Here is a 22,941-nt window from a genome sequence, read left to right as displayed (position 1 = left end):
TCGGCCGGGGCGCGGGCCAGGCGTTTACGGACCGCACGACTCCGTGAGGGCCGCCGCATCGTGCTCAGTCGCCGGGCCGGCCGGACCGCGTCAGGGAGAGCAGGTCCCGGGCCGGGCCCGCCGGGCGGTGCCCGGATGGCCAGACCGCGCGCAACTGGCGCCGCAGCCGGACCCCGGCGATCGGGATCTCGACCAGCCGCCGGGACGACAGCTCCTCCCCGAGAGCCAGTTCGCTCAGCACGCACGGTCCCGCGCCGCTCTCGGCCGCCCCCTTCACCGCGGTGGTCGAGGAGAGTTCCAGGAGCGGCTGGGCCAGTCCGCCGTGGACGGCGAGGGCGGCGTCCAGGACCTGCCGGGTGCCGGAGCCGTGCTCGCGCAGGATCAGCGGGGTCCCGGCGAGTTCCCGCGGGGTCAGCGAGGTGCGGCGGCGGGCCCAGGCGTGGGACGGGGCGACGACGACGACCAGGCGGTCGTGGGCGATGACGGTCCCGTCGAGCCCCTCGGGCACCGACAGGCCCTCGACGAACCCCAGGTCCGCCTCGCCGGCCAGCAGCCGCCGGGCGACGGCCGACGAGTTGCCGGCGAGCAGCGAGACCGCGGTGTCCGGCCGTTCGGCGCGCAGGGCGATCAGCCAGCCCGGGAGCAGGTACTCGGCGATGGTCATGGAGGCGGCGACCCGCAGCCTGGAGTCGCGCCGGTCCCGCAGCGCCTGGGCGCCCACGTCGAACGCCTCGGCGGCCTCGACGACCCGGCGCGCCCAGTCGGTGACGAGCGCGCCCGCGTCGGTGAGGCGGGAGCCGCGGGGCGAGCGGTCGAGCAGGGCGAGGCCGAGTTGCCGTTCCATCGACCGGATGCGGCTGCTGGCGGCAGGCTGGGAGATGCCGACGTCGCGTGCGGCCCGGCCGAGACTGCCGTGCCGGGCGACGGCGAGGAGCAGCTCCAGCGCGCCCAGATCGGGCACCCGGTGGGACAGAAGCGCAGGTACATCACTGGTCATAAGTCCACCTTATGACCTCATAGGGAGGGACTCCCTGGTGGGGGACGGCCGCGGAACCAAGAATCGTGGCATGGCCATCTTTCCGCAGACCCGCACCGCGTTCCCGCACGCCCGCACGGCCCGGCGCCCCGCACTGCGGTACTTCGGCCCCAACTGGTACGCGACCGTCATGGGCACCTCGATCGTCGCGAGCGCGGGCGCCGCCCTGCCCGTGCACGTCCCCGGGCTGCGGGCGGTCTGCGCGGTCGTGTGGGTGCTGGCCGCACTCATGCTCGCCGCGGTGCTCACGGCGCGCGCCGGGCACTGGGCCTCGCACCGCGACCAGGCCCGCACCCATCTCCTGGACCCGGGTGTCGCCCCGTTCTACGGCTGTCTCTCGATGGCGCTGCTGGCCGTGGGTGGCGCCGGGATGGTGGTGGGCAAGGATGTGATCGGGCACCAGGCGGCCCTCGTGCTGGATGTGGTGCTGTTCACCGCGGGCACTTTGACCGGGCTGTTCGTCGCGGTGGCGATCCCGTACCTGATGGTGGTGCGCCACCGCCCGGAGCCCGGGACCGCGTCCCCGGTGTGGCTGCTTCCCGTGGTCGCGCCCATGGTCTCCGCGGCTCTCGGTCCGCTGCTGGTGCCGGAGCTGCCGGCCGGCCAGTGGCGGGAGGCGCTGCTGCTGGGCTGCTACGCGATGTTCGGGCTGAGCCTGCTGGCGACGCTGGTGATGCTGCCGCTGATCTTCTCCCGGCTGGTCCACCAGGGTCCGCTGCCGCTCATGCTGACGCCCACACTGTTCCTGGTGCTCGGTCCGCTGGGCCAGTCGACGACCGCGGTCAACGCGCTCGCCGATGTGGCGCCGGGTGCGATCCGGGCTCCGTACGCCTCCGCGCTCGGCGCCTTCGCCGTGCTGTACGGGGTGCCGGTCATGGGGTTCGCGCTGATGTGGCTGGCGCTGGCCGGTGCCATGGTGGTGCGGGCGATGCGGGGCGGGATGACGTTCGGCATGACGTGGTGGGGCTTCACCTTTCCCGTCGGCACCTGCGTCACGGGCGCCGCGGGACTGGCCAGGCACACCGGCCTGACGGCGTTCACCTGGCTGGCCGTCGCGCTCTACGTGCTGCTGGTGACGGCCTGGGCGGTGGCCGGTGTCCGCACCGTGCGCGGGCTGCTCAGCGGAGCGCTGCTCGCAGCGCCGCAGGGGCCCGCACCAGTGACGGCCCGTACCACGTGAGGAACCGCCCGTCGACGAGTGCGGCGGGCAGCGCCGGGAAGGCCTCGGGCCCGTCGGCGGCGGTGAACCGGTAGGGCTCGTCGGGCAGCACGACCAGGTCGGCGCCGGCCGCGTTCAGTTCGTCGAGCGGGACACGGGGGTAGCGCTCGGCGTGGTCCGCGTAGACGTTGGTGACGCCGAGCCGGGCCAGCAGGTCGCCGGCGAAGGTGTCGCGGCCCAGGACCATCCAGGGCTTGCGCCAGACGGGGACGACCGCGCGGCGCGGGCCGGAGGGCGGCGCCACGGCCGCCCAGGCGGCCTCGGCCTCGTCCAGCCACCGGGGCCTGGGCAGTCCGCAGGCACCGGTCAGGAGCCGGTCCAGTTCCGCGAACGCCTCGTCGAGGGTGCGGACGGTGGTGACGAGGACCTCGGTGCCGGCCTCCCGCAGCGCGGCGAGGTCGGGTTCCCGGTTCTCCTCCTCGTTGGCCACCACGAGGTCCGGGCGCAGGGCGAGGATCCCGGGCACGTCGGGGTTCTTGGTGCCCCCGATGCGGGCGGCGCGCAGCCCGGCGGGGTGGGTGCACCAGTCGGTGACACCGACGAGCAGACCGGGCGCGGTCCCGGCGACGGCCTCGGTGAGGGAGGGGACGAGGGACACGACGCGCACGGGAATCCTCCTCAGCGACGCGGGTCGAACGTCGCGTCGACGTGCTCGGCGACCGCGACGAACAGCAGCCGGGTGCCGGGCACCGTGGCCCGCCAGCGGTGGCGCACCCCGCCCGAGAGGAACAGCGTGTCCCCGCGCTCCAGCCGATAGGCCTGTCCCTCGGCCTCGACCTCGGCGGCGCCCTCCGCCACGTACATCACCTCGTCGTTGCGGTGCTGGAACTCGCGCCCCAGATCGAGCTCGCCGGTGAATTCGAGGGCGCTGAGCTGATGACGTCCGCGCACCACCCTGCGTGCCCCGTCCTCCTGCCCGCCGCGCACGACGTCGACGGCGCGCGCCGAGTCGGCGGCGGCCCGCAGGCGTGCGGGGGTGGTCTCCAGGGCGTCCGCGACCCGGTCCAGGGATCTGGCGCTGGGCCTGGCCCGCTCGTTCTCGATCTGGCTGAGGAACGGTACGGACAGGCCACTGCGCGTGGCGACCGCGGCCAGCGTGAGTCCCAGGGATCTGCGCTGTCTGCGGACTGCCGCGCCCACCCGGAGTGTTTCCTTGTCGTCCATGTCCGGCTCCCTCCCGACTCTCCATCCTTCCGGCTGCCAGCACCTTACGCACACGGTTACGCGAGGACGGCCGGTAATGAGGCGTCCGGACAGCCCGAAAGGGGTGGGCACCGCCGCCGGCGGTGCCCACCCCTTCCGGTGCCGCGCCCCCTGGCGGGGCCGCGACGGGGGTTACTGCTGGGGAGCCATCTTGTCCGCGATGCCCGGGTTCTTCGCCATCCAGGCCTTCACGGCTTCTTCCTCGTGTCCCGTACCGAGCTTCTGGATCTCGTTCTCCAGGCCGGCGAGCTGGTCCTCGCTCAGCTTGAAGTCCTTGAACCACTTGGTGAGCTGCGGGTAGTTCTTCGGGAAGTCCTTGGAGCCGATGGTGTGCAGGCGGTCGCCCTCACCGAAGGCCTTCTTGGGGTCCTGGAGCTTCGTCATCTCGTACTCGTTGTAGGCCCAGTGCGGGGTCCACAGGAGTACGGCGACGGGCTCCTTCTTGGCGTACGCGCGCTTCAGCTCGGCGAGCATGCCGGGCGTCGAGGAGTCGACGACCTTGTACTCCTTGTCGAGGCCGTACTGCGGCAGCACGTTCTTCTTGAGGTTCTCCATCGTGGCCGTGCCCGGCTCGATGCCGATGATCCGGCCCTTGAACTGGGAGCTCTTGCCCTTGAGGTCGGCCAGGGACTTCACGTCCTTGACGTAGCTCGGCACCGCGACCTCGATCGAGGTGGGGCCGTACCACGAGCCGATGTCCGTCAGCTTCGAGCCGTACTTGTCCCAGTAGTTCTTCTGGGTGTACGGCAGCCAGCCGTCGAACTGCACGTCGATCTGGCCGCGGGACATCGCGGTGTACATCGGGCCGACCTCGAACTGCTTGAGGTTGATCTTGTAACCGCGGTCCTCCAGGACGGCCTTCCACAGGTACGTGGCGGCGATGTCCTCCTCCCACGGGAACCAGGCCATCTCGACGGCGCGCTCGCGCTCGTCCTTGCCGTCGGCGCCCTTGGAGGTGGCGGCCTTCGCGACCGGGGCCGCCTTGTCGGCGAATCCCGCGTTGGCCTTGAGCCAGGTACGGACGGCCACCTGCTCCTTGCCGGATCCGCTCTTCTGGATCTGCGCCTCAAGACTGGTGAGCTGGTCCTCGGTCATCTTGAAGTTCTTCAGCCACTTGCCGACCTCGGGGTTCTCGTCGGAGAAGCCCTTGCGGGTCAGCGTGTGGATGCCGTCGCCCTTGCCCCAGAGGTTCTTGGGGTCCTTGAGCTTGGTCAGGTCGTACTGGTTGTACGCCCAGTGCGGCGACCAGAGCGGAACCACGATGGGCTCCTTCTTGGCGTACGAGCGCTTCAGCTCGGCCAGCATCGACGGCGTGGAGCCGTCGACGACCTTGTACTCCTTGTCCAGGCCGTAGCCCGGCAGGATCTTGTCCTTGAGCAGGCCCGTCTCACCGGCGCTCGGCTCGATGCCGACGACCCGGCCCTTGAATTCGGACGCCTTGCCCTTGAGGTCGTCGAGCGAGTCGACGCCCTTCACGTACGAGGGGACGGCCAGCTCCAGGGAGGTGGGTCCGAACCAGGAGCCCATGTCCTCCAGGCGGTCCTTGTACTTCTTCCAGTACGCGGCGTGGGTGACCGGCAGCCAGGAGTCGGTCTCGAAGTCGATCTGGCCGTTGGCCATACCGGTGTACAGCGCGCCGGCCTCGTACTGCTTGACGTCGACCTTGAAGCCGCGCTGTTCCAGCAGTTCCTTCCACAGGAACGTGGAGGCGATGCCCTCGTCCCACGGGATGTAGCCCATGCTGATCGTCTTGCCGGCCCCGATGTTCTTCGGGTCCTTGCTCGCGGTGTCGTCCGAGTCCGAGGAGCCGAACACACCCATGCCGCCGGCCACGAGGGCCAGGGCGACGATGCCGGCCACGGCGACAACGGGCTGCGGGCGGTAGTTCCACACCTTGAGTCCGCCGGCCGCGGCCTGCGCCTTGGCGAGCGCGCGGCGGGCCAGCGGGGAGACCTCGCGGCCCAGGGCGCTGGTCATCCGGTCCAGGTACATCGCCAGGATGACGATGGAGATACCGGCCTCGAAGCCGAGGCCGACGTCGACGTTGCCGATGGCACGGTAGACGGAGCCGCCGAGGCCGCCGCCGCCGACCATGCCGGCGATGACCACCATGGACAGGCCCAGCATGATGACCTGGTTGATGCCTGCCATGATCGTGGGCAGCGCGAGCGGCAGCTGCACCCGCAGCAGGGTGTTGCGCGAGGTGGTGCCGAAGGCCTCTGCCGCCTCGACGAGCTCGGCGTCGACCTGGCGGATGCCGAGCTCGGTCATCCGGACGCCCGGGGGCAGCGCGAAGATGATGGTGGCGATGATGCCGGGGACCACGCCGACGCCGAAGAAGATGACGCCCGGGATCAGGTAGACCATGGCGGGCATGGTCTGCATGAAGTCGAGGACCGGCCGGGTCACCGCGCTGACGGTCTTGGACCGGGACGCCCAGATACCGAGCGGCACGGCCAGCACGAGCGTCACGATGGTGGCGACGAGTACCAGGGTGAGCGTGTCCATCGCTTCGTCCCACAACTCGACCGAGTCGATGAGGGCGAAGCCGACGAACGCGAGTACACCGGCGAGCAGGCCGCGCAGCCACCAGGCGATGACAGCGACGATGCCCGCGAAGAGCAGGGGTGCGGGGGCGGAGAGTACGGCGGCTATGCCGTCGAACATCCCGCTGACTATGGAGCTGATGGCGTCGAAGAGCCAGGCCAGATGGGTCTGGAGCCAGTCGACGGCGGAGTCGACCCAGTCGCCGAGGTGGAGCCTAAACACTGGCCACCTTCTTCAGCGCGGCCGCGGCGTCCTGAGGAGCCTCGGCGGGGGTCATCGGCTCACCGAGCACGGCGAGCAGCCGGGCCCGGGGCACTACTCCGATGAGCTTGCCCTTGTCGTCGGTCACGGCGACCGCGACACCGCTCTGCGAGCAGGGCGTGAACAGTTCGATGATCGGGGTGCCCTCGGTAACGGTGGCGGGTGCCTCCCGCAGGACGTCCTGCGGAGTACGGAGTTCCTTGCCGTCGTCGGTCCTGGTGCCCATGACGGTGTGCGGCTCGGCCATGATCGCGCCCGCGGTCAGCACCCGGGAGCGGTCCACGTCCTGGGTGAAGGAGGCGACGTAGTCGTTGGCCGGGGTGACGAGGATGTCCTCGGCGGTGCCGAGCTGGACTATCTCCCCGTCGCGCATCACGGCGATGCGGTCACCGAGGCGCATGGCCTCGTTGAGGTCGTGGGTGATGAAGACGATGGTCTTCTTCAGCCGCTTCTGCAGTGCCAGGAGCTGGTCCTGCATGTCGCGGCGGATGAGCGGGTCGAGGGCGCTGAACGACTCGTCCATCAGGAGCAGGTCGGCGTCGGTGGCCAGTGCGCGGGCCAGGCCGACACGCTGCTGCATACCGCCGGACAGCTCGTCGGGCCAGGAGCTCTCCCAGCCGGCCAGGCCGGTCATCTCCAGGGCCTCAGCGGCGCGGCGGTTGCGCTCGTCGCGCGGCACGCCCTGCACCTCCAGGCCGTAGCCGGCGTTCTCCAGCACGCTCCGGTGAGGGAAGAGCGCAAAGTGCTGGAACACCATGCTGATCTTGGTGGACCGGACATGGCGGAGCTCGGCGGGAGTCAGTGCGGTCAGGTCCTGGTCGTCGAACAGCACCTTCCCCGCAGTGGGCTCCAGCAGCCCGTTGAGCATCCGCAGCAACGTCGACTTGCCGGACCCGGACAGACCCATCACAACGAAGATCTGTCCCGGTTCAACGGTGAACGATGCGTCGATCACCGCTGCGGTCGTTCCCTCGGCGCGCAGCTCATCGCGGCTGGAGCCGCTCTCGAGTTTCTGCACGGCTTGATCGGGTCGTCTGCCGAAGACCTTGTACAAGTGTTCGGCTTGCAGCCTTGACACATACACCTCACGCGTTGAACCGAAAACGGTCTGCCACCCCCTCCGGCAGACCGTGGAGCGCGCGGATTCGGTCCGCAGGCACGTGCACTAGTTGAAAATGCGACGTGGTCCGCTCCGATGCCGCGCCTGCCCCCGCTTACGCGGGCCAAACACAAGAGTGACCCAGCTCACACAAAAGCGGCCCGGGATCGGGAACCGCGTCCTCGGCGGCCACTGTCGGCGGGGTGCGGCATCATCAGGGGTGTGACGCGACGCCTGATGCTCCTCGACACCGCTTCCCTCTACTACCGCGCCTACTTCGGAGTCCCCGACTCGGTGCGCGCGCCGGACGGGACGCCGGTCAACGCCGTGCGCGGACTGCTCGATTTCATCGGCCGGCTGGTGCAGGACCACCGGCCGGACGATCTGGTCGCCTGCATGGACGCGGACTGGCGGCCGCACTGGCGGGTCGAGCTGATCCCCTCGTACAAGGCGCACCGGGTGGCGGTGGAGACCGCCGAGGGGCTGCCCGACGAGGAGGAGACGCCCGACACGCTGGCCCCGCAGGTGCCGATCATCGAGGACGTGCTCGATGCCCTGGGCATCGCGCGGGTCGGCGTCGCGCAGTACGAGGCGGACGACGTGATCGGCACGCTGGCCGGCCTGGCGACCGGTCCGGTGGACATCGTCACGGGCGACCGGGACCTCTACCAGCTGGTGGACGACGCCCGCGGGGTGCGGGTGCTCTACCCGCTGAAGGGCGTCGGCTCGCTCCAGGTGACGGACGAGGCCTGGCTGCGCGAGAAGTACGGAGTGGACGGCTCCGGCTATGTCGATCTGGCACTGCTGCGCGGCGACCCGAGCGACGGGCTGCCCGGCGTGCCCGGCATCGGCGAGAAGACGGCGGCGAAGCTGCTGGACGCCTTCGGTGATCTGGCCGGAATCATGGCGGCGGTGGACGACCCGGCCGCGAAGCTGACGCCCTCGCAGCGCAAACGGCTCGACGAGGCCCGCGACTACGTGGCCGTCGCGCCGACGGTGGTCCGGGTCGCCGGTGACGTACCGCTGCCCGCGTTCGACCCCGCGCTCCCCGCCGAGCCGCGCGACCCGGCGGCGCTCGAAGCGCTTGCGGACCAGTGGGGGCTGGGCGGCGCCCTGCAGCGCCTCCTCTCCACACTTCGGCACTGAGGTGTTAGGTTAGGTAACCCTAAGGCCGATTTCTCGGTCAGTGGTCCGGGTATCCGAAACAGGGAGAGAACCTCGTGGCAGAACGACCGGCGCGACAGGCCCCCAAGGCGCAGGGTGCGCAGGTCCTGCGCACCGAGCAGATCACCCCGCACATGATCCGGGTGGTGCTCGGCGGTGACGGTCTCGCGGATTTCGCGCTCTCCGGTTACAGCGATCACTACGTCAAGCTCTGCTTCGCCCCCGAGGGCGCCGAGTACGCGCACCCCTTCGACATGGCCGGCATCCGCGAGGAGTTCCCGCGCGAGCTGTGGCCCACCACCCGTACGTACACGGTGCGCTTCTGGGACCCGGCCACCCGGGAGATGACCATCGACTTCGTGGTGCACGGCGACGAGGGCCTCGCCGGCCCGTGGGCGGCCCGTGCCGCGGCCGGTGACCCGGTGACGTTCCTGGGACCCGGCGGCGGCTACGGCCCGGACGCCTCGGCCGGCTGGCATCTCCTGGTGGGCGACGAGAGCGCGCTGCCGGCCATCGCCGCGGCGATGGAGCAGATGCCCGCGAACGCGGTGGTGCACGCCTTCATCGAGGTCGCGGACGCCACGGAGGAGCAGAAGATCACGACGCCGGACGGCATCGGGGTGAACTGGCTGCACCGGGGCGACCGCCCGGTCGGTGAGGCGCTCACCGCCGCCGTGAAGGAACTGGAGTTCCCGGCGGGCGAGGTGCAGGCGTTCGTCCACGGCGAGGCGGGCTTCGTCAAGGACATCCGGCGCCATCTGCGGCTGGACCGCGGCATCCCACTGCCCCAGCTGTCGATCTCGGGTTACTGGCGCCTGGGCCAGAACGACGACGCCTGGCGCTCGGTCAAGCGCGAGTGGAACGCACAGGTGGAGCGCGAGCAGGAGAGCGCCGCGTAGGACACGTACGCGGAGTCCGGCACGGCGGTGCCCCGGTCCTCGGACCGGGGCACCGCCGTGTGCGCTGCGTGCCGGCCGGTCAGACCGACTTCTGGTACGAGCGGAAGGTCCGGGTCGACAGCCACACGGCGACCGCGGCGAGCACCAGCAGCGCTCCCCCGCGGCTGAGCACCAGCCACCGGTCGGGTTCCGCGGTCAGGGCCGAACGTCCGGCCACCATCGCCCAGTTGACCGGGTTGAAGTCGGCGATGTGGCGCATCCACGACGGCATCTGGCTCGGGGCCATGAAGGACGAGGACAGGAAGGTCAGCGGCAGCAGCAGGAAGGTGTTGATGCCGATGATCGACTCCCGCCGGCGCACCAGCATGCCCAGGGCGTTGGAGAACGCGCCGAAGACCGTGCCGAGCAGGATCGAGGCGACGACCAGGATCAGCAGTCCGCCCGCCCCGCCGGGGTAGGTGGCGCCCGCGGCCCGGCCGAGCAGGACGATGACCAGGGACTGCGCGGCCGTGCTGATGCCGTTCTGCACGACGTTGGCGTTCATCAGGGCGTTGCGGCTGACCGGTGTCGTCAGGAAGCGGTTGAGCGTGCCGCGCTCGATCTCCTCCAGGATGCCCATTCCGGCCCACATGCTCGATCCCAGCGCGCTCATCACGACGATGCCGGGGATCAGGTAGTCCAGATAGGACGTGGTGCCGAAGCCGCCCAGCTCGACGACCTTCTTGAAGAGGTTGCCGAACAGGAACAGCCAGATCACCGGCTGGATCAGCGAGATCACCAGGAAGACCGGCTGCCGGAGGATCGCCATCAGCTGGCGCTGGGTCATGTACCAGGTCTGGGCCAGGGCCTGACTGCTCATCGGGTGCCTCCCGCGGCGACCGGTACGTGGATGCCCTGCGAACCCGCGGACTCCGCGTCGGAGAAGCGGCGGCCGGCGTAGCGCAGATAGACGTCGTCGAGGGAGGGACGGGCGACGGTGGCCGCGGCGACGGCCGAACCGGCCCGCTCCAGGGCGCCCAGCAGCACCGGCACGGCCGCTGCTCCGTCCTCGGCCCGGACGCTGACCCGGCGGCCCTCGACCAGCACCTCGTGCACGCCGGGCAGCCCGGCGAGTACGGAGGTGACGGCGCTGCGGTCCACCTCGGCGCGCAGCTCCAGATGGACCGCGTCGCCGCGCAGTTCGCCCTTCAGCTCGTCGGGGGTGCCCTCGACGACGATCCGGCCGCGGTCGACGATCGCGATGCGATCGGCGAGCCGGTCGGCCTCCTCCAGGTAGTGCGTGGTGAGCACGATGGTCAGGCCCTCCTCGCCGGCCAGCCGGGAGATCTCCTCCCACATCGCGGTGCGGGCCTCGGGGTCGAGTCCGGTCGTCGGCTCGTCGAGGAAGAGCACCTCGGGGCGGTGGACCAGACCGAGCGCCACGTCGAGGCGGCGCTGCATACCGCCGGAGTACCCCTTGACCTGGCGCTTCGCGGCGTCCGCGAGGCCGAAGCGGTCCAGCAGCCCGTCGGCGCGGTGCTGGATGGCGGCGCCCCGCATCCCGTACAGCCGGCCCTGGAGCAGCAGGTTCTCGCGGCCGGTGGCGACCGGGTCGGCGCCGGACTTCTGGGCGACCACGCCGATGGCCCCTCGGACCCGGTCCGGGTGGCGCAGGACGTCGTGCCCGGCGACCGAGGCGGTGCCGGAGTCGGGGCGGGCGAGCGTGGTGAGGATCTTGACGGTGGTGGACTTTCCCGCGCCGTTGGGCCCGAGGAGCCCGAAGACGGTGCCGGGTGAGACGGTGAGGTCCATGCCGTTCAGCGCGGTGACGTCACCTGGGTAGGTCTTGATCAGCTGTCGCGCCTCTACTGCGGGCGTACGGGTGCTCATGACAGAGCTCTCCTGTGGTCGGCGGGGCACCCGGGTCTCCGGGTGCCCGGTACGCCGGTCCGTTCCGCGTGAGGAGTGCCGGGCTATCCTGGGTGTGCCGCACCTCGATCGCCTGGCCCGCTTTCACGGCATGTCCGGTCCGGGGTTCGAGACCCCGGCGCGCGCTGCTCCAACAGCGCCTGCCGGGGTCTTTTCCGTTCTCCCTCTCCCCGTCACCTCGTGCGTTCGGGGTCGAGGACGATCTCCTGCTCGTCGAGGTCCTGCCAGTCCTGCGGGACCTCGCCGGTCTCGTGGAAGGACTTCCACTCCTCGATGCCGCTGATGGTGGCGTCACGGAGCTCCTCACGGAATCCCCTGATCCATTCCAGCTGTGCCTCGATCATGTGGACCTGGTACTCGGACTCCACGACGAAGACCCGGGGAAGCGCGTCGCCCAGCTGGCCGAGCACCCCCCGGAGCGCCGCCGCCTGCACGGCCAGTGCCTGCTCCCGGTCCGCCAGGAGCTCGGCCACCTCGCCCGGCGGCAGGACGGGAAGGAGCGACAGGGCCGTGTCGAAGGCGGGGAACTCGGCGGCCGGGACCGCGATCATGTCGGAGAGCCACTCCAGCATCTCGGCCCGCCCGGTCTCCGTGATGCCGTAGAGCGTGCGCTCGGGGCGGTTGCCCTGTCGCTGTACGCCCGTGACCTCCACGTAGCCGTGCTTCTCCAGGTTCTGGACCACGGTGTAGAGCGAACCGAAGTTGATCTTGACGCTGTGCTGCTTGCCCCGGCGGCGCAGGGTCTGGGCGATCTCGTACGGATGCATGGACCGCTCGGCGAGCAGCACCATCACCGTGAGCGCCAGAGGATTGCTGAGTTTGCGCCGCTTGGCCATCGCCCCCGCCACCCTTTCCTCGCCGTCGAATACTCGTGGCCGAACATATCGCGAGTTCCCGGAACCCGTCAACCGCGATGTATCGCGAAATCCGAAGGCGTGGAAGGATTTTCCCCACCGGCCAATCCGCACCGCCACCGGCTCCGAATCACCCCTGGAGACCGATGACCGCCCCGGGAGGAAGCCCGCGTGAAGGAAGCCGTGCACATCAGCGGACCAGCCTCGGCCGGGCCCGATCTCCAGGAGCTCCTGGGAAGGGTCGCCCGGGGTGATCAGGACGCTTTCGCCCGGGTTTACGAGGCGGTCTGCGGCCCGGTGCTCGGCCTTGTGAGAAGCGTCCTGCGCGACCCCGCCCAGTCGGAGGAGGTCGCACAGGAGGTGCTGGTGGAGGTCTGGCGCACCGCGCCGCGCTTCCAGGCGGCCCGCGGCAGCGCCATGAACTGGGTGCTGACCCTGGCCCATCACCGGGCCGTGGACCGGGTGCGTTCGGTGGAGGCGACGACGGCCCGTGAGCACAGGGCCGCGCTGCTCGACCACACCCCCGCCTTCGACGACGTCACCGAACAGGTGGAGAGCCGGCTGGAGCGGGAGCAGGTCCGCCGCTGTATGCGGACCCTCTCGGAACTGCAACGGGAGTCCGTCACGCTGGCGTACTACCGCGGACTGACCTACCGCGAGGTGGGAGAGCTGCTGGCGGTGCCGCTCGGAACGATCAAGACTCGACTGCGCGACGGACTGATCCGGCTGCGCGACTGCCTCGGGGTGAGCGCATGAGCGACGCCGGGCTTCACACACTGACCGGGGCCTACGCCCTGCACGCGCTCCCGGAGACCGAACGCCGGGAGTTCGAACGCCACCTGGGCGACTGCGAGGCCTGCTCCGTGGAGGTGCGGGAGCTGTCGGAGACGGCGACCCGGCTCGGCCTCGCCGCGTCGGCCACGCCCTCGCGGGAGCTGCGCGAGCGGGTGCTGCGGGAGATCGCGACCGTACGTCAGGAGTCGCCGTCCACCGGCCGGCGGGCCCGCTCCGGCGGGGGCGCCGCGGGCCGGGACGGCACGGGCCGGGCCGGGCGGTGGTCGAAGTTCGCGCTGGCCGCGTGCCTGGCCGCGGCAGCCGGCTTCGGCGGCATCGCCGCCTGGCAGAACCAGGAGGCGCGGGACGCCCGGTCCGAGGCCCACGCCGCCGAGCAACGGAGCGCGCAGGTGGCCGAGGTCGTCTCGGCGCCCGACGCCCGGTCCGCTTCGGCCACCCTGAGCGACGGCGTGAAGGGCACCGTGGTGGTCTCCAGGACGCGGGACCGGGCCGTGTTCCTCGCCTCCGGGCTGGCGCAGGCGCCGGGCGGCAAGGTCTACCAGCTGTGGTTCGACGACGGCGGCACGATGCGGTCCGCGGGCCTGATGCGGGCGACCGGCCCCTCGTCGACGACCTACGCGGCCCTGCTCGACGGGCCGGTGGGCGGCGCCACGGGCATGGGCATCTCGGTCGAGCCGGCGGGCGGGTCCAAGCGGCCGACCTCCGCTCCCCTGGCGCTGATGAAGCTGCCCTCGGCATGAGGCGGTGGCCCGCGGCCCGTTGTCCAGTAGCCGCAGGATTGGGCCGTCGTCCCGTTGAGGAGCAGGGCGTGGAGCGGCGGACGTCTGCCGGATGTGATTCGTTACCGGTCCCGCCGTGGACTGGCCGTGATCCGCTCTCATCCCTTCGGGTGATCGACCAATCCGTCGGCCGTCCGGCGACGAATCCCCGGTGTGAACGACGATCAGAACGATGCGCAGGACGGGGCCCCCGGGTCCCGGCGGTCCCGCTGGGTGCGTGCCGCGTGCGCCGCGCTCAGCGGTCTGATCGCCGGGTTCAGCGCCCTGGCCGTGGCCGAGCTGGTGGCGGCGGTCATCCGTCCCGAGGCGGGTCCGATCACGGCGGTGGGGAGTGCGGTCATCGACCGCACTCCCCCGGCGCTGAAGGACTTCGCCATCCGGAATTTCGGCACCAATGACAAGCTGGTCCTGGAGCTGGGCATCCTGGTTCTCCTGGCGGGCTTCGCCGTGGTGATCGGAGTGCTGGCGCTGCGGCACCGGGTGACCGGCTCGGCCGCCGTTCTGGTCTTCGGTGTGGTCGGGGCAGTCGCCGCGGTGGACCGGCCGGAGGGCCAACCCGCCGACGCGCTGCCCTCGGTGGTGGGTGCCGTACTGGCCGCAGGAGTCCTGTATCTCCTGGTCGGACGGCTCGCACCGGTTCCCGGTCCCTCCCTCGCGGCCGGCGGGAGGGCCGGGGAGCCCGTATCCCACGCCGCCTTCGACCGGCGGGGCTTCGTCATCGCGGCGAGCGCCGCGGCGGCGGCCTCGGCCGGTGCCGGCCTGCTGGGGCGGCGGCTCACCTCCGCCGTTCAGGCCGGGGCCACCGCCTCACGGCGCGACCTGGTGCTGCCGGTGCCCGCCTCGGCGGCGCCGGCCGTGCCGGCGGGCGCCGATCTGAGGATCCGGGGACTGAGCTCGTTCGTCACGCCGAACAAGAGCTTCTACCGAGTGGACACGGCCCTGGTCGTCCCGCGCCTCGACGCGAACGACTGGAAGCTGAGGATCCACGGGAAGGGCGTGGAACGCCCTGTGACGCTCAGCTTCAAGGACCTGCTGCGCCGCGAGATCATCGAGCGCGACATCACCCTGACCTGCGTCAGCAACGAGGTGGGCGGACCGTATGCCGGCAACGCCCGGTGGATCGGTGTGCGGCTGGCCGATCTGCTGCGCGAGGCCGGGGTGAAGCCGCCGTCCCGCGGCGGTCCCGCCAACCAGATCATCACGCGCTCGGTGGACGGCATGACCATCGGCACCCCGGTCGAGACGGTCATGGACGGACGCGACGCGATGCTCGCCCTCGGCATGAACGGTGAGCCGCTGCCCTTCACGCACGGCTTCCCGGTCCGAATGGTCGTTCCCGGCCTGTACGGATACGTGTCGGCCTGCAAGTGGATGAAGGACATCGAGCTCACCACGTTCGACGACTACGACGCCTACTGGGTCAAACGGTCCTGGTCCCAGCAGGCCCCCGTCAAGACCGAGTCCCGGATCGACACCCCCCGTCCGTTCGCCTCCCCGAAGGCCGGGACGATCCCGGTCGCCGGGGTCGCCTGGGCCCAGCACCGCGGGATCTCGCGGGTCGAGGTCCGGGTGGATGGCGGGCCGTGGCACCGCGCGCGGCTGGCGGCCGAGGACAGCCGGGACACCTGGCGCCAGTGGGTGTGGGAGTGGCCGGCCACCTCCGGCCACCACACCCTTGAGGTCCGGGCGACGGACGGCACCGGCGCCACCCAGACCGGCAAACGGGTCGGCACGGTGCCCGACGGGGCGACCGGCTGGCACTCGGTGGTCGTCGACGTGTCCTGAACGGACACCGCCACCTCCCCGCCCGCATCGCGCACGGAGCACGGTCGCCGGCTCCCTCACCCCTCACCGTTCACCGAACGGCCACCGCTTCCGCCGGCGACTCGATGAGCATGGACAAGCTGCCGGGGGACGTGAGGACTTCGGACCCGGGCGGACACGGTCACTGGTACTTCCAGTGGTTCACGGTGCTCCTCCCGGCCGCCACCGTGCCGCCCGGCGCGGCATATCGCGCGTACGCGAAGCGGTCGCCCTCCGTACGCTGACCGGATGAACTCCCTGAGCAGGCAGGACCGGGTGGCGGGCGCGGTGGTCGGGTCGGCGGTGGGTGACGCGATGGGGGCACCGTTCGAGTTCGGGCCGGCGGGCGTGTACACGGCCCGCTTCCCGGACGGCGCCGGGACGATGTGCGGCGGCGGGGGCTGGGACCCGGGCGAGGCGACGGACGACACGCAGATGGCCGTTCTGGTCGCGGAGTCCCTGCTGGAGCGCGGCGGCCTCGACCTGCCCGACCTGTTCGACAGGTTCCGCCGGTGGGCGGCGGGCGAGCCGAAGGACATCGGCCTCCAGACGGAGGACGTGCTGACGAGCGGAGACCCGTGGGACACCGCGGCGGCGCTGCACTTCCAGATCAACGGCCGGGCGGCGGGCAACGGTTCACTGATGCGCGCCGCCACGTCCGCCGTGTACTTCGCCGGGTCCTGCCGGGCGGCGGACGGAGCGCGGGCACAGGCCGCCGCGCGGACGGCGACCATGGACGCGGCGCGCCGGATCGCCGCCCTGACACACGGCGACCGCGCGGCGTGGGAGGGCACCGCCGTGCTGCACGAACTGATCCGGACGGCCCTGGACGGCGCCGATCCGCTCACCGTCGTCCCGGACGCCCTGGCCGCCGTGCACCCGGACCACCGCGACCGCTGGGCCACCGCCCTCGCGCCGGAGTGGCACCCGGAGGCGGCGACGGAGTTCAACGGCGCGGTGTGGCCCTGCCTGGGCACCGCACTGTGGTCGCTGCGCACGACGCGTTCGTACGAGAGCGCCCTGGCGGCGGCGATCGACGCGGGCGGCGACACCGACACTGTGGCGGCCGTGACCGGGGCGCTGGCGGGCGCGGTGTACGGGTTCGGCGCGATCCCGTCGCGGTGGACCGGGCCGCTGCACGTCCCGCTGCCGGGGTACGGCGGCCGGGTGCTGCGCACACCGGATCTGGTGGCCTTGGCCGGGCGGCTGGACGGCCACCGGACCGATGCGATTCCTGCCGAAATTCAGCCGCCTCAAAACTACACATAAGGCACAAATAAGGGCAGAATGACATAGCAGGCCGCTTATCGCACAAGGCGCGTCCTGGCCTGCGGGAGCGAAGGAGACGAACCTCATGTCAAACGTCTCGCATGCCGGCCGTGACTTGGCCGGACACCCCGATGCCTCCGAAATGCGTGATCGTTACGCCCGCGTGATGGGTGGCCGCGATGTGGCGCTCGTGGACGGACCGGTGTTCCTGGTCGGCCTGTACTGCGCCATCTCGCCCTGGGTGCTGCACTTCACGACGAGCCAGACCACCCTGGTGAACCACAACCTGATCATGGGTATCGCGATCGCCGTGCTGGGCCTCGGGTTCACCGTGATGCCGCAACGGATGTACGGCCTGAGCTGGGCCATGTGCGCCATGGGCGTCTGGATGATCGTCTCGCCCTGGGTGGTGGGCAGCAGCCCGGACATGGGCGTCGTGCTCAACAACGTCATCATCGGCGGCCTGACCGTCCTCCTGGGGCTGGTCTGCACAGGAGCGTCGTTGAGGAGCAGCCGACGCCGGTCGTAGACCGCGCCCGACGGGCTGTGACGGCCCGCACCGTGGATCGTTCACGGTGCGGGCGTCCGCGTGCCGGGAAGGTGACGCACAGGGCACCCGGCCCCTCCGGGAGGCCGGCAGGACGACCGCAACTATTCATCCCCCTCACGGGTCTTGTGGGTTGACGGCAGCGGCCGGCGCCCTCCGGGGCAGCCGGCGGCGGCACTCGGAAACACAGGGACGGGAGTGGGCACATGGCGCGGCATCTGATGGCGTGTACGGCTCTGGCGACAGCTGTGGCGGCGGGGGCCCTGGTGGCACCCGCCGCCTTCGCCGCACCGGGTCACGGGGCGGCGGGGGCGTCGCAGACTCCGCGCGAAGCGGCCGCATCCGCTCCGGGCGACGTGGACGGGGACGGGTTCGGCGACCTCGCCGCGGGCGCCCCGGAAGGCACCGTCGCGGGGTACGCGAAGGCGGGCTACGTGTCCCTGGTGTACGGCACCGACCAGGGCATCCGGGTCACCCGCCACAAGGGCGTCACCCAGGACACGGCGGGAATACCTGGTGTGCCGGAGGCCGGTGACCGGTTCGGGTCCTCGGTGGCCATGGGCGACGTGGACGGCGACGGGTACAGCGACCTGGTGATCGGTTCGGGCGGCGAGGCCATCGGGACCGTGGCGGGCGCGGGCGCCGTGACGATCGTCTTCGGGGCCAAGGGCGGACTGAGCAGAGACGCCATCGCGTTCCACAATCCGAAGCCGGCCGCGCGCGAGGGGTTCGGCGACAATCTGACGGTCGGCGACTTCGACCACGACGGGCGGGACGACATCGCGGTCTCCACCGGGACGAAGGTGAACGTCGTACGCGGTGCCAGCAATCTGCGGGACATCGACGAACCGGCGATGACCGCGTTCGCCCCGCCCGGCGGCGGTGCCGGGATGGGTCCGATCGCCTCGGGCGACATCAACGGAGACGGCTACACCGACCTGGTCACGCAGGCCTACTTCGACGACGGGGCCGACGAGGGGACCCTGGCCGTGCTGCCGGGTTCGGCGCAGGGCCTGAAGACGACGCCGATCGGCCGGACGGGGCTGCCCTTCACCGGCTACAGCGTCGTGACCGGCGACATCACGGGCGACGGCCGCGACGACGTGGTCGTGGACACCACCGGTTCCGACGGCCCCGACGAGTTCCTGCTGCGCATGTTCCCGGGCACCGCCGCCGGGCTGGGCGCGGGTGTGCCCTACGGCGGCGCCGTGGAGCCGGGCACCGCGGGCGTCCTCGCCGACACCGACGGCGACGGGCACGCCGACCTGGTGACCGCCGTGGTGGGCGAGCCGGACTCCGACGGCATCCAGAACGCGGGGGCACTGACCGTCGTACCGGGGACGGCGACCGGGCTGGACGCGGCCCGCGCCCGGAAGCTGACCCTGGACTCGCCCGGGGTGATGGGAGTGATGGAGGGCAACGACCAGTTCGGGCGGTCGGTGACGGCCGGGGACTTCGACGCGGACGGCCGTGCGGACCTGGCGGTCGGCGCGCCCGGCAAGTACCTGGCGACGGGTGCGGTGAGCGTCATCCCGGGCTCGGCGACCGGACCGACCGGGGTGGGCTCGATCCTCTTCACCCCGGAATCGCTGGATCACCCGGCCGTGAAGGCGCGCTTCGGCTCAGCCGTCGGGGCGGCGACCACTCGCTGACGACGGCTCACGGGGGGGGCGGCGGCCGGTCCGCTCGGCGGCCGGCTCAAGCCCCTCCGGCAGGAGGTATCCGGGTCGGCGGTCGCCGTCGCGGACCTCGCGCCCCGCCTCACCCCACAGAGCTGTAGGCCACCACTCCCCGCAACACCTCGTCAACCGCCTTGCGGGCGTTCCGCCCCACCGAACTGCCCTCACGCGGAGCCGCGGCCGCCACCTGCCCCAGCACATCGATCACCTGCTTGCACCACCGTACGAAGTCCCCCGCAGGCATCTCCGCCTCGCGCAGCACCTCGTCCAGCGTTCGGCCGGACGCCCACATGTACACCGCCCAGGCGAAGCCGAGATCGGGTTCGCGCTGTCCGACCCCCTCCGCCTGGTTGATCTTGAAGTCCTCCTCCAGGGCATCGAGCCGCCCCCAGATCCGGACCATCTCGCCCATCGCCGTCTTCGCCGGCCCGGACGGCAGCTTGGGCGCCACCGCGTCATCGGACTGCCGCGCTTCGAACACCAACGCCGAAACGCACGCGGCGAGTTCGGCGGGGTTCAGCCCCTCCCACACACCCGCCCGCAGGCACTCGCTCGCCAGCAGGTCCAGCTCGCCGTACAGCCGGGCCAGCCGCCGCCCGTGCTCGGTGACCTCGCTGCCCCGCAGGTAGTCGAGCTCGGTGAGCAGGGCCACGATCCGGTCGAAGGTCCGGGCGATCGTGTTGGTGCGCCCCTCGATGCGGCGCTCCAGCTGCTGGGTGTCCCGCTGGAGCCTGTGGTACCGCTCGGCCCACCGCGCGTGGTCCTCGCGCTCGTCGCACCCGTGGCAGGGGTGGGCGCGCAACTCGGCCCGGTAGCGCGCGATCTCGCGGTCGTCGGCGGCGACGGACCGCTCCTTGCGGTGCCGGTCCGGCACGATGTGGCCGGCCTTGGTGCGCAGCGCGGACGCCAGATCGCGGCGCGACTGCGGCGAGCGCGGGTTGAACGACTTCGGGACGCGCATCCGCTCCAGCGCCTCCACCGGCACCGGGAAGTCGATCGAGGCCAGCCGCTTGACCTGCCGTTCGGCCGTCAGCACCAACGGCCGCGGCCCGTCGTGGTATTCGAGCCCGCGATGTCCGTGCCCGTTGGTCCGCCCGGCGGGCAGCCCGGGGTCCAGGACGAGCGCCAGTCCGGCGAACTTCCCGGTCGGCACATGGATGACATCGCCGGGCTTGAGCTTCTCCAGGGACGCAGCCGCCGCGGCCCGCCGCTGCGACGCACCGTGCTTGGCGAGCTCCGTCTCCCGGTCCTTGAGGTCGCGGCGCAGCCGCGCGTACTCCTCGAAGTCACCGAGGTGGCAGGTCATTCCCTCCTTGTAGCCTTCCAGGCCCTCCTCGTTCTTCTGGACCTGGCGGGAGATCCCGACCACCGACCGGTCCGCCTGGAACTGGGCGAACGAGGTTTCCAGCAGCTCCCGCGAACGGTGCTTACCGAACTGCTGCACCAGGTTCACGGCCATGTTGTAGGAGGGGCGGAAGCTGGAGCGCAGCGGATACGTACGCGTACCCGCGAGTCCGGCCAGTGCTCCCGGGTCCATGCCGCGCTGCCAGAGCACCACCGCGTGGCCCTCGACGTCGATCCCGCGCCGCCCGGCCCGGCCCGTCAGCTGGGTGTACTCGCCGGGGGTGATGTCCGCGTGCTGCTCGCCGTTCCACTTGACGAGCTTCTCCAGGACCACGGAGCGGGCGGGCATGTTGATGCCGAGCGCCAGCGTCTCCGTCGCGAAGACCGCCTTCACGAGCCCGCGTACGAAGAGCTCCTCGACGACCTCCTTGAAGGTCGGCAGCATCCCGGCGTGGTGCGCGGCGATGCCCCGCTCCAGGCCTTCGAGCCATTCGTAGTAGCCGAGGACATGGAGGTCCTCGGCGGGGATGGACGCCGTGCGCTCCTCGACGATCTCCCGCACCAGCCGGCGCTTGTCCTCGTCGTTGAGCCGGAGTCCGGCGTGCAGGCACTGCTGCACGGAGGCCTCGCAGCCGGCCCTGCTGAAGATGAACGTGATGGCGGGCAGCAGCCCCTCGGCGTCCAGCCGGTCGATGACCTCGGGCCTCGACGGCGTCCAGATACGGCTGCGCTGACGCCGCTCCCGCTCGCGGTCCGCCTCGCGCACCATCTTTCCGCGCCGGCGCTCGCGCGGGTTGTATCCGCGCTGGTTCTCCATGCGGGCGAGCCGGACGAGGTCGGGGTTGACCTCGCGGCGTCCGACACCGCGGCCGCCGTGGTCGCTCTCCTCCTCGAAGAGGTCGTACATCCGGCGGCCGGCCAGCACGTGCTGCCAGAGCGGCACCGGCCGGTGCTCGGAGACGATCACCGCGGTGTCACCGCGGACGGTGTCCAGCCAGTCGCCGAACTCCTCGGCGTTGGACACGGTCGCCGACAACGACACCAGCGTCACGGATTCGGGCAGGTGGATGATCACTTCCTCCCACACCGCGCCCCGGAAGCGGTCGGAGAGGTAGTGCACCTCGTCCATCACCACATAGCCGAGGCCGACCAGCGCCTGGGAGCCCGCGTACAGCATGTTCCGCAGGACCTCGGTGGTCATGACGACCACCGGGGCATCGGCGTTGACACTGTTGTCACCGGTGAGCAGGCCCACCTTGTCCGCGCCGTAGCGCTTGGCCAGGTCGGCGAACTTCTGGTTGGAGAGGGCCTTGATCGGCGTGGTGTAGAAGCACTTGCGGCCCTGCTCCAGGGCGAGGTGCACGGCGAATTCACCGACGATCGTCTTGCCCGAGCCGGTCGGGGCCGCGACGAGCACGCCCTTGCCGGCCTCCAGCGCCGCGCAGGCCTCGATCTGATAGGGGTCCAGATCGAATTCGTACATCTCGCGGAACGGCCCGAGCGCGGTCGCCTGCTCGGCGGCTCGGATCCGGGAAGCCTGGTATCGCTCAGCTGGTGAGAGGTCCTCTGTCATCTTGTCCACGAGCCTACCCGCCGCCTCTGACAGTGACGCGATCTTTAATTCACCGAGGCGGAACCGGCCCCGAGCACCCTGGCGGCGCCCCGTACGCAGCTCGCGGTCAGCGGCAGCGCACCGAGCGGTTCACCGTCCGCGTACGCGGTGACACCGACGGCTTCGAGCGTGATCGAGGAGACCCGGTGCACGGTGACGACCGGGTGCCCGAGATGGGTGCCCTTGTAGACCTTGGGGAACACCTTGAGCAGGGTGGTGCGGCTGCAGTCGCCGACGACCGTCACGTCGAACAGCCCGTCGTCCATGACGGCGTCCGCGCAGATCCGCATGCCGCCGCCGTACGTCGATCCGTTGCCGACGGCTATGAGCGTCGCCTCGATCTCCCGGACCGGACCACCGTCCAGGCTCAGGCGGTAGGCGATGGGCCTGAACGCGGCGAGTTCGGCGAGGATCGCCAGGTCGTACTTGAACCGGCCGCCGGCCCAGCGCATCCGGTTGCCGCGGTCGTTGACCCGGGAGTCGAAGCCGGAGGCGAGCACGGACCCGAACCACCGGTCGCCGACCAGTCCGAGGTCGATCTCGCGGACGACGCTCCCCTTGAGCGCCTCGGCGGCCAGCCGGCCGGCCGCGGCCGGATCCCGTATCGGCAGCCCGAGTGCGCGGGCGAAGTCGTTCCCGGTGCCGACGGCCACGACGCCGAGCGGTGTCCGTGTCCCGGCGACGGCCTGCAGGGCGAGGGACGCCATCCCGTCCCCGCCGACGGCGATCAGCGCGCCGGTCCCCCCGGCGACCGCCTCGCGCGCCCGGCGCAGCGCGTCGTCGGCATCCTCACCGAGGACCGTACGGACGGAGAATCCGGCGTCCCGCAACGCGGAGGCGGCCGGCTGCGCGGCGTGCGCGCCCCGGCCGCGTCCTGCGGTGGGATTGACGAAAAGGGTGATCTCGCTGGTCACCCGGGGGAC

The 22,941-nt window shown here is 71.3% G+C and carries 20 protein-coding genes; 10 read left to right on the top strand and 10 right to left on the bottom strand.

What is annotated here, in order from left to right:
• Positions 1 to 64: 64 nt before the first annotated feature.
• The gene (locus tag AB0I52_RS20565) at positions 65 to 997 is read right to left on the bottom strand and encodes a LysR family transcriptional regulator (RefSeq protein ID WP_363074517.1); all 933 of its coding nucleotides are present in this window, start codon (positions 995 to 997) and stop codon (positions 65 to 67) included.
• Between the two features lie 70 nt (positions 998 to 1,067).
• Here AB0I52_RS20565 and AB0I52_RS20560 point away from each other — a divergent pair, with 70 nt between their 5' ends.
• On the top strand, positions 1,068 to 2,216 hold the full coding sequence (locus AB0I52_RS20560) for a TDT family transporter (RefSeq protein WP_363074515.1): 1,149 nt from the start codon (positions 1,068 to 1,070) through the stop codon (positions 2,214 to 2,216).
• On the opposite strand, the gene AB0I52_RS20555 is transcribed toward AB0I52_RS20560, so the two are convergent.
• The 4 genes from AB0I52_RS20555 to AB0I52_RS20540 all read right to left on the bottom strand — a co-directional run bounded on the left by AB0I52_RS20555 (position 2,155) and on the right by AB0I52_RS20540 (position 7,284).
• Positions 2,155 to 2,862, bottom strand: coding sequence for a helical backbone metal receptor (locus tag AB0I52_RS20555; RefSeq protein ID WP_363074513.1), 708 nt, complete (start codon positions 2,860 to 2,862; stop codon positions 2,155 to 2,157). The two genes, AB0I52_RS20560 and AB0I52_RS20555, sit on opposite strands and share 62 nt — an antisense overlap.
• Positions 2,863 to 2,873: 11 nt before the next feature.
• Positions 2,874 to 3,419: a helix-turn-helix domain-containing protein gene (locus AB0I52_RS20550; protein WP_363074511.1), complete on the bottom strand. Its 546-nt coding sequence runs from the start codon at positions 3,417 to 3,419 to the stop codon at positions 2,874 to 2,876.
• Between the two features lie 171 nt (positions 3,420 to 3,590).
• Entirely contained in the window at positions 3,591 to 6,227 is a 2,637-nt protein-coding gene (locus tag AB0I52_RS20545; protein ID WP_363074509.1) for an ABC transporter permease/substrate binding protein, read from the bottom strand.
• Positions 6,220 to 7,284 (bottom strand): betaine/proline/choline family ABC transporter ATP-binding protein, encoded by a 1,065-nt coding sequence (locus tag AB0I52_RS20540; RefSeq protein WP_363074507.1) that lies wholly within the window; start codon positions 7,282 to 7,284, stop codon positions 6,220 to 6,222. The genes AB0I52_RS20545 and AB0I52_RS20540 overlap by 8 nt, the downstream gene beginning before the upstream one ends.
• Before the next feature lie 318 nt (positions 7,285 to 7,602).
• On the opposite strand from AB0I52_RS20540, the gene AB0I52_RS20535 reads away from it, so the two are divergent.
• Positions 7,603 to 8,511 carry a 5'-3' exonuclease gene (locus tag AB0I52_RS20535; protein ID WP_363074622.1) on the top strand — a complete coding sequence of 303 codons (909 nt, stop codon included), beginning with the start codon at positions 7,603 to 7,605 and terminating at the stop codon, positions 8,509 to 8,511.
• Positions 8,512 to 8,585: 74 nt separating this feature from the next.
• Positions 8,586 to 9,428: a siderophore-interacting protein gene (locus tag AB0I52_RS20530; RefSeq protein WP_363074505.1), complete on the top strand. Its 843-nt coding sequence runs from the start codon at positions 8,586 to 8,588 to the stop codon at positions 9,426 to 9,428.
• A gap of 79 nt (positions 9,429 to 9,507) precedes the next feature.
• On the opposite strand, the gene AB0I52_RS20525 is transcribed toward AB0I52_RS20530, so the two are convergent.
• From AB0I52_RS20525 to AB0I52_RS20515, 3 genes are all read right to left on the bottom strand, one after another.
• The gene (locus AB0I52_RS20525; protein ID WP_363074503.1) at positions 9,508 to 10,287 is read right to left on the bottom strand and encodes an ABC transporter permease; all 780 of its coding nucleotides are present in this window, start codon (positions 10,285 to 10,287) and stop codon (positions 9,508 to 9,510) included.
• Positions 10,284 to 11,297, bottom strand: a complete 1,014-nt coding sequence (locus AB0I52_RS20520) for an ATP-binding cassette domain-containing protein (RefSeq protein WP_363074501.1) — start codon at positions 11,295 to 11,297, stop codon at positions 10,284 to 10,286. The genes AB0I52_RS20525 and AB0I52_RS20520 overlap by 4 nt, the downstream gene beginning before the upstream one ends.
• A gap of 212 nt (positions 11,298 to 11,509) precedes the next feature.
• Entirely contained in the window at positions 11,510 to 12,172 is a 663-nt protein-coding gene (locus tag AB0I52_RS20515) for a PadR family transcriptional regulator (RefSeq protein ID WP_363074499.1), read from the bottom strand.
• A gap of 189 nt (positions 12,173 to 12,361) precedes the next feature.
• Here AB0I52_RS20515 and AB0I52_RS20510 point away from each other — a divergent pair, with 189 nt between their 5' ends.
• From AB0I52_RS20510 to AB0I52_RS20480, 7 genes are all read left to right on the top strand, one after another.
• On the top strand, positions 12,362 to 12,946 hold the full coding sequence (locus AB0I52_RS20510) for a sigma-70 family RNA polymerase sigma factor (protein WP_363074497.1): 585 nt from the start codon (positions 12,362 to 12,364) through the stop codon (positions 12,944 to 12,946).
• Entirely contained in the window at positions 12,943 to 13,725 is a 783-nt protein-coding gene (locus AB0I52_RS20505; protein WP_363074495.1) for an anti-sigma factor, read from the top strand. Before AB0I52_RS20510 ends, AB0I52_RS20505 begins: the two co-directional genes overlap by 4 nt.
• A 252-nt stretch (positions 13,726 to 13,977) precedes the next feature.
• The gene (locus tag AB0I52_RS20500; RefSeq protein ID WP_363074620.1) at positions 13,978 to 15,549 is read left to right on the top strand and encodes a molybdopterin-dependent oxidoreductase; all 1,572 of its coding nucleotides are present in this window, start codon (positions 13,978 to 13,980) and stop codon (positions 15,547 to 15,549) included.
• 104 nt (positions 15,550 to 15,653) lie between these two features.
• The gene (locus AB0I52_RS20495) at positions 15,654 to 15,812 is read left to right on the top strand and encodes a hypothetical protein (protein WP_363074493.1); all 159 of its coding nucleotides are present in this window, start codon (positions 15,654 to 15,656) and stop codon (positions 15,810 to 15,812) included.
• A 4-nt stretch (positions 15,813 to 15,816) separates the two neighbouring features.
• The gene (locus tag AB0I52_RS20490) at positions 15,817 to 16,836 is read left to right on the top strand and encodes an ADP-ribosylglycohydrolase family protein (protein ID WP_363074491.1); all 1,020 of its coding nucleotides are present in this window, start codon (positions 15,817 to 15,819) and stop codon (positions 16,834 to 16,836) included.
• Positions 16,837 to 16,921: 85 nt separating this feature from the next.
• Positions 16,922 to 17,365 (top strand): SPW repeat protein, encoded by a 444-nt coding sequence (locus tag AB0I52_RS20485; RefSeq protein ID WP_363074489.1) that lies wholly within the window; start codon positions 16,922 to 16,924, stop codon positions 17,363 to 17,365.
• A 224-nt stretch (positions 17,366 to 17,589) separates the two neighbouring features.
• Complete coding sequence (locus AB0I52_RS20480; RefSeq protein ID WP_363074487.1) at positions 17,590 to 19,035, top strand: FG-GAP-like repeat-containing protein; 1,446 nt, start codon at positions 17,590 to 17,592, stop codon at positions 19,033 to 19,035.
• Positions 19,036 to 19,144: 109 nt separating this feature from the next.
• Here the strand turns inward: AB0I52_RS20480 and AB0I52_RS20475 are convergent, their stop codons facing one another.
• On the bottom strand, positions 19,145 to 21,979 hold the full coding sequence (locus AB0I52_RS20475) for a DEAD/DEAH box helicase (protein ID WP_363074618.1): 2,835 nt from the start codon (positions 21,977 to 21,979) through the stop codon (positions 19,145 to 19,147).
• Between the two features lie 44 nt (positions 21,980 to 22,023).
• The gene (locus AB0I52_RS20470; protein WP_363074485.1) at positions 22,024 to 22,932 is read right to left on the bottom strand and encodes a diacylglycerol kinase; all 909 of its coding nucleotides are present in this window, start codon (positions 22,930 to 22,932) and stop codon (positions 22,024 to 22,026) included.
• Between the last annotated feature and the right edge of the window lie 9 nt (positions 22,933 to 22,941).

This window comes from Streptomyces sp. NPDC050423, from assembly GCF_040655445.1.
Classification (GTDB): Bacteria; Actinomycetota; Actinomycetes; order Streptomycetales; family Streptomycetaceae; genus Streptomyces.
The sequence above is the reverse complement of the archived record's forward strand: the minus strand, read 5'-3'. Positions and strand labels throughout refer to the sequence as shown.